This window comes from Streptomyces sp. NPDC042336 (assembly GCF_055581985.1).
Genome location: NZ_JBVJEA010000067.1, coordinates 1 through 6,551 on the forward strand (window position 1 = coordinate 1; position 6,551 = coordinate 6,551).

General features: G+C 68.9%; 3 protein-coding genes. 1 reads left to right on the forward strand and 2 read right to left on the reverse strand.

Features of this window, described 5'->3' with window-relative positions; translation table 11 throughout:
- Positions 1-1,589, forward strand: a 1,589-nt coding sequence (locus ACZ6IM_RS42070) for a hypothetical protein (protein ID WP_469564504.1), incomplete at its 5' end; no start/stop codon positions are given.
- 401 nt (positions 1,590-1,990) lie between these two features.
- Here ACZ6IM_RS42070 and ACZ6IM_RS42075 read toward each other — a convergent pair.
- Both ACZ6IM_RS42075 and ACZ6IM_RS42080 read right to left on the reverse strand, forming a co-directional pair.
- Entirely contained in the window at positions 1,991-5,299 is a 3,309-nt protein-coding gene (locus tag ACZ6IM_RS42075) for a hypothetical protein (RefSeq protein WP_469564507.1), read from the reverse strand.
- 95 nt (positions 5,300-5,394) lie between these two features.
- The gene (locus ACZ6IM_RS42080) at positions 5,395-5,748 is read right to left on the reverse strand and encodes a hypothetical protein (protein ID WP_469564510.1); all 354 of its coding nucleotides are present in this window, start codon (positions 5,746-5,748) and stop codon (positions 5,395-5,397) included.
- Positions 5,749-6,551: the final 803 nt, after the last annotated feature.

Below are 6,551 nucleotides of genomic sequence, written 5' to 3' on the forward strand. Positions count from 1 at the left end.
GAGACTTCGAACACCTCCCTCAACGGCGCGGGTGCCTCGTGCGTTGCGACCTCGACGCCGTCACCCCATCGGTGGCCACTCTGAAACGGCTCAGTGAACTGACGCCCCTGTCCTTCCGGAATCTGCTGCGCCACTTCTACCGCAACGAGGAATCCTGGACGACCTTCGCCAACAAGGAACAGGAATTCATCCGACGCGGCGTCATCAGCATGCTCCTCGGCTTCGCCCCCTCCCGCTACGACACCAAGGACTTCGCCTTCGCCCAGGCCAAGCGGCGCCTTGCCGTAGCCCAGGCAGTGGAGCGCGACGTGCAGGACAGCACCTTGCAGGCCGTCACCGCCATCTCTGAACGGCTCGGCATCCCCGTCGCCCGCACCCTCGACCAAGTAGCGGCCGCACGGGAAGAGGTCACTTCCCAACTCGACGGGGTTCGCCAACGACGTCACGAACTGACGCAGGAGATCAACAGCCTCTTGCAGGGAACGTCGACTACCGAGACGGCAGCCGGATACGACTCGTCCCTGACGGGCTTGTATGAAGACGTATCCAGGCGACTGCAACTCGCGGTGGACGAAGTCCTCGCGCTCGAACAACTCGCCAGCGAACACACCTACTCCACCCAGACGGTCACCTCCGAGGTAACCCGCATGGAACGCCTCATCGCCTCCGTGGAGATCTTCGACGCCCTCCCCGTACGGCTCTGTCCGGCGTGCGAGCTACGGGTCGACCCACACCGAGAACACGACGAGAGCGCCTGCTACCTGTGCTTCCAACCGGTCAGCGACGACCAGCGTCGCCGTCGGGCACAAGTGGAGATCCGGTCGCTCAAGTCGGAACTCGCCGACCTCGAAGACGTCACCGCCCGCACCGCCGTCGATCTGCACACGGCCCGCACCCGCCGAGTGGAGCTTCAAGACGAACAGACACGGCTCGCGCACCGCATCAATGAACAACGCGCCGCGCAGCTGGCTCCTTTCATGGCCACTCTCGAGAACCTGGCCGGCCAGATCGCCCAGCTCGAACAGAAGATGACAGCCTTTCCCGCTATCGAAGAAATCCTCCAACGCCGCTTGGTAGCCAGTCAGGCCGTTACCGCTGCACAACAGGCCGTCGACGCGCTCGACCAAGAGCCAGCCGCCGTTGCCGCGGCTTCGCTCACCTCTGTCGAACGATGCGCCGTGTTCGCCGAGCGCATGAACGAATTCCTTCACCGCTACCGTGAACGTGGCTGGGTCAAGGGCGCCATCACCATCAATGACAGTGACCTCACCTTTTACGTCGGCACCCGCCCCTGGGATCAAGCCCTTGGGGCAGAGACAAAGGTGCTCTTCTTCTTGGCCTACAGCTACGCCACTCTCTTCCTGGCATCTGACCTCGACGAAGATACCGCTTTCCCCGGCCTGCTGCTCCTGGACAACCCATACCAGCAGGGCATCGGCAACACCGTGGTTGACGACGTTCTGCGAGACCTGGCAAACGCAGCTCAGGCCACGGGCACCCAGGTCATCAGCACCCAGGCCGTTCCGGTACCGCGGGACCCGGCGACCATTCAGGTAATCCGCATGCCCACGGAGTATGAAGCGCCGTAGGCAGACTTGCAGCAGTGTTGATGTCTTCGCGGTCGACCTGCCGGATACTCCCGGGTCCCGCGACGCCTCTGGCTGCGTTGACCGCGAGTTCCGAGCAGGATGCTCCGGCGCAGCCCTGCGACGCCGAAGATTGCTGAACCGTGTGATAGCCCCCAGCGGTGCAGATCAGAGGGATTCCTGATTGCCATTACCGAACGCGCAAAGAAGGGACCGCGCCGGGGAATGCCGACCGGAGCGGCGGCCTGGGGGCCGGCGAAGGCCACCAGCGGCCACCGGCCCCCTCAGCGCGGCGCCCGTCGACGGCCGACGCGTACTGGGCCCAGTTCGCACTTCACTCCCGGTCGGTGACTATATGACGGCGTATTCCCCGTGATCCACAACAAGATGATCTTTGAAGGACTCTAGCTTTCCCCCGGCGCGAGGTCTGCCAAAAGGGGCAGGTGTCCCGGCACCACATCGGCGATCTCTTCGGTCACCTGCTCCCACGGGCTCCAGCACAGCGCCTCGATCAGCACGAGGCGTCCCTGCGGGCAGGGGCCGAGCGACTGGGCGATCGCTGCGAGGGCTTTGCCGCGGTGCTCGGGTACGGCGAGGGCGTCAGCCAGGGCGCGGGCCGCCGTGCGGGCACCCACCCGGCAGAGCGCCTTGACTACGGTCGGCGTGGCCGGCTCGCGCAGGGCAGGGGTGCTGATCTCCTCCAGCAGCGCGGCGGCACGGGTGACGTCCCCCGTGGCTGCGGCGCCCGCCGCAAGGTGGCCGAGGGCGCGCTCGTCTCCTTGCCTGTTGACGATCAGCTCCGCTTCGGCCAGATCACCTGCGTCTACGAGCTTCTTCACCACACCGGTGAGGATCTCGTCGACCGCGTCTTCCGGCAGGCCGCCCTCCAGCCTGAGTACCGCGTCGATATCGCCCGCCGCGAGGAGCGCATCGGCGGCGGCGTACGTGTCCCAGCGCCGACGAGAGGGGCTGTCAGCAGTGGCTGCCAGGCCGAGGATCTCCTGAGCGAGCTCTGCCGCTCCGTCTGGTTTCCCGGTGCGGCCGAATGCCTGGGCCACCCGTCGCAGGCCCTCGGTGCGCTCGGCGGGATCTGCCAGGGTCCGGCTCTCGTGGAGTACGCGGCGCAGGAGTTCGTACCCCTCAGCAGGGCGACCCATCTGGCGCAGGCCCTCGGCCAGCTCCGCGAGATCGAGGACGCGTGCGTAACCGGCGGACGCGTCGGCGGCCTGTTCGGCGTGGTGGATGAGGCGGACCGCGTCGCCCGGCCGCCCGGACCGGCCAGCTACGACGGCCAGCTTGATGAGGGTGTGCACCCCGCGCCCACGAGCCCTCCGCGCCACGTCCGTCGCCCGCTTGACCACGGCGTGGGCGCGTTCCTCCTGGCCCGCTCGCAGCAGGAAGTCGGCGGTGTCAGTCGACAGCGTCATCCGCCAGTGGAGGTAGGGCACCTTGTCGGTGGCGTCGCGGGCTTGTCGGGCCAGGCGCAGCGTCTGCGCCGGGTCACGGGACTCTGCCGTCGTCCTGCCGGCGGCGTTGAGGACGCGCGCCCGGTAGATGGGTTCGGTGATCCGCTCGGCCAGGTCCAGGGCACGATCGAGGTCACCAGTTTCCGCGGCCGTGATGCCGATCTCGAGCAGGCCGTCCTCCGGATCGTTCAGGAAACGGCTGACCAGGTCGGTCGCCTGCTGGTGGTGTCCGGTCGCCTCCAGGCCCGCGGCGACGTGGGGGTAGACCCAGTCCACGCCGTCGGGGTCGTCGATGTCCGCTGCCAGCTGGGCCGACGTCAGGGCAAACTCGGCAGCCTGTTCGGCGAGCCCCGGTGCCGTGGACATCCCCCGGGCGAACAGGGCGAGGTACTGCGCACGCCGGACGGGGTCACCGGAGCCGGCCGAACGGAACGCGACACGCTCCGCCAGCGCCAGAGCCCGGCGCTGCTCGCCGAGCCGGGAGAGCGCGGCGGTCAGCGAGGCGCCCAAGGCGCTCCGGGAGACGGTGTTGGGCACCGCCATGACCGCGTCGACGGCTTCCAGCGCCCAGGGAACCGCATCGGGGCCCGGGGCCCCGGCCTCCTCCTGAGCTTCCGTGACGTTCCTCGCCACCCCGGCCAGGGCCCCGACGGCAGCGACGAGAGCGTCCGCCCTGCGCTCCGGGCCGCTGATGCGGCGGGCCGGCTGTAGGGCTTCGGCGGGTCGGCCGGCGTCCGCCAGACCCTTGGCGATCGCTTCCAGGAAGCGGTCCCGGTCCTCGGTGCTGTCCGCTCCGTCGAGCAGGGTGGCCGCCTGATCCGGGCGCCCGGCGGCGGCCAGGGCGCCGGCGATGGCGCTCAGAGCGGCCACCCGATCCCGTGCGTCGCGCCGCGATTCGGCCAGATGAACGGCGCGCGCCGGGTGCCCTAGCCGGGCCCACAGGGCGATCAGCCCGGAGGGGAGAGATGCCGTCCGATCGTGCAGCCCGTCCCGCGCGGCGGCGAGCCGCAAGGCCACGGACACGTCCTGATCGCCGCGGAGCAAGCCGTCCGCGAGCACCAGGTCGAACGCGGACGACACCGTACTGAGCGCCTCCAGGTCCGCCCCGGACGCCCGCCACAACCGCTCTTGCCACCCGGTGTCACAGGCCAGCGCCACCAGCCTGGCAGTGTCCCCCTGGTCATGCAGCAATTGGGTGTAGCCGCGCAGCAGGTACTCGGGCGTCTCCTCCGGCCATCCGGCGCTCCGGTAGGAGTCCGCCCACCGGCGCAGACGGCTGCGGTGGGCCGCCAGCTCCTGGTCCGTGACCAGTTCCGTCGCGCCGCGCCGGATCTCCTCGTGCGCGAAGAGAAAAACGGGCGGATCGGCGGACGCCCAGTGCCTGGAGCGACGGCGGAAACTGCGGCCGTTCACCGCGGACAGCTCGCGCTCGACCAGCCGCGCCGGGCTCCCGGTCAGCTCCGCGAAGTCGTGCGCGCTCAGCCCGCCTCCGGCCGCGAGGGTCAGAGCGGCCAGGTCCCAGCCCAGTCCGCCACCGTCTCGCAGTCGCAGCAGATCCCGCTCCGCATCCCAGCGCGCTGCGCGGGCGTGCGGGGACGGCTCCAGACGGTGGTCGATCCGCGTGGTGCGGAGGGGATGGTCTGCAGGCACGTCCCCCGGTATCGGCGGGTGCGGACGGCCGGCGACGAGGATCCGCATGCCGTGCGGGGGAACGCGTGGCAGCAGCGCCGCGATGCTGTGGCCGTCGGGACCGGCGGTCACGCCGCGGTCCTCGTCCAGCCCGTCCACCACGAGCACGAGTCGTCGGCCGCGCGCCGCGCACCCCTGTGCGGCACGGTGCAGCGCGAGCAGCATCTGCTCGTCGCGCGTGGCGGGGGTGCTCAGCGGCTCCTCCTCGCCCAGCAAGGCGAACACCTGCCGCTGGACAACCGCGCAAAACGCCGCCGCGTCGTTCTGCGCAGCCATGCGGGAGGTGACGAAGAACGATACGACATCGACGCCGAGTGGAGGGTGCAGGACGAAGTGCGCCAGCAGGGCGGACTTTCCCGCCCATGCCGGGGCCACCCAGCGCCAGTAACTGCCGTCGGGACCGTCCGCGGGGACTTCGTGCGCGCAGAAGGCGGCCAGCTGGGCGAGTTCCCTCTCACGCCCCTGGAAATCGGCGGCGGCGAGGGCCTGTTCCACCTGCAGTAGATAGCCGGAGACGGCGGCGCGCCCCGCGAACACCTGCACGAAGCTGTCAATCATCACGCCACTGTTGGCGAAGGCCCCGGCTCCCTCGGCGGAGGATCCACCCGACTTACGCACCGCGGCGCGACTGCGGAAGAACATCGGATGCGCCGCTAACCCTGCCCCCGATAACCGGTATTCGCGCTGCCGCCCTCCGCCCGCGCGTCACCGGTCTCCCCGACGGAGACCACACCGTCGGACGGGGAGGCGACGGCACCCGTGTTGGCGTCCCCGCCGCCGGCGGCCGTGGCACTCCCGGTCCTGGACACCTGTACCGACGTGCTCCCGGACGGGGCCAGTAACGCGCAGACGCCGACCCCCAAGGCGGCCACGCCGACCACCGCGGAGACCACGCCAGCCACCTGGTTCGCCCGGTCCCAGCTCAGCAGCGACAGCGCACCGGCGAAGACCGCCAGGACCAGAACCGTCGTCACCAAGACGGCGCGCCGGTCGCCCCACACAGCCACCCTCTCTGCCCCCCTTGCGCCCCGTCGAGGCGGAACCGTACCGAGTCCGGTATGGCCCACGCCGCATGCCGAGCCCCACCATACGGCCAGGCCAACATCGCCATGCGGGAAAGCTCTGGAGGAGAGCCCTGGAGGGCAATGGCGCCCCGGACAACGTGTCCGCACGGCCCACCACAAGGCCGAGAGAGTCGGTCGGCGCTGGGAGACCCTGAGACTTCCAGCTGTATTAGGGGGCACCAACGTAAAACGAGCGAAAGACCATTAGCGCAGGTCATCGACTCGCACCGTGCATTGCTGCAGGGCGAAACGCTGGCCGGTCTCTTCCGCGACATCTGATCTGCAGGACCCGACGACTCCGCTTTGAGCGTCATCAGCCCTCGGCGTTGCCTCGTCACTCGCAGCCTTGACGCCCCCTGACCTGCCCAACGCATGCCTGACACCCCATCAGAACGAGCGTCAAATGAGCGTCATTTCAGCGTCAAGATACCGCCCGTAACGCCCACACCGCACATAATGCGCACAGGCAAAACCGCAGGTCAGGAGCCCTTCGAGACCGGTTCAAGGATCGCCACGCACTCCACATGATGCGTCATCGGAAAGATGTCGACTTGGACGGCTGCACACGAAACACCAGGTCAGGCATAGTTTCTCGGCTCACCCAAGGAGACGTACGGGGCTTGGAGCGTCAAATGAGCGTCACGACCGTGTACTGAGCCGTTTCAGAGTGGCCACCGATGGGGTGACGGCGTCGAGGTCGCAACGCACGAGGCACCCGCGCCGTTGAGGGAGGTGTTCGAAGTCTC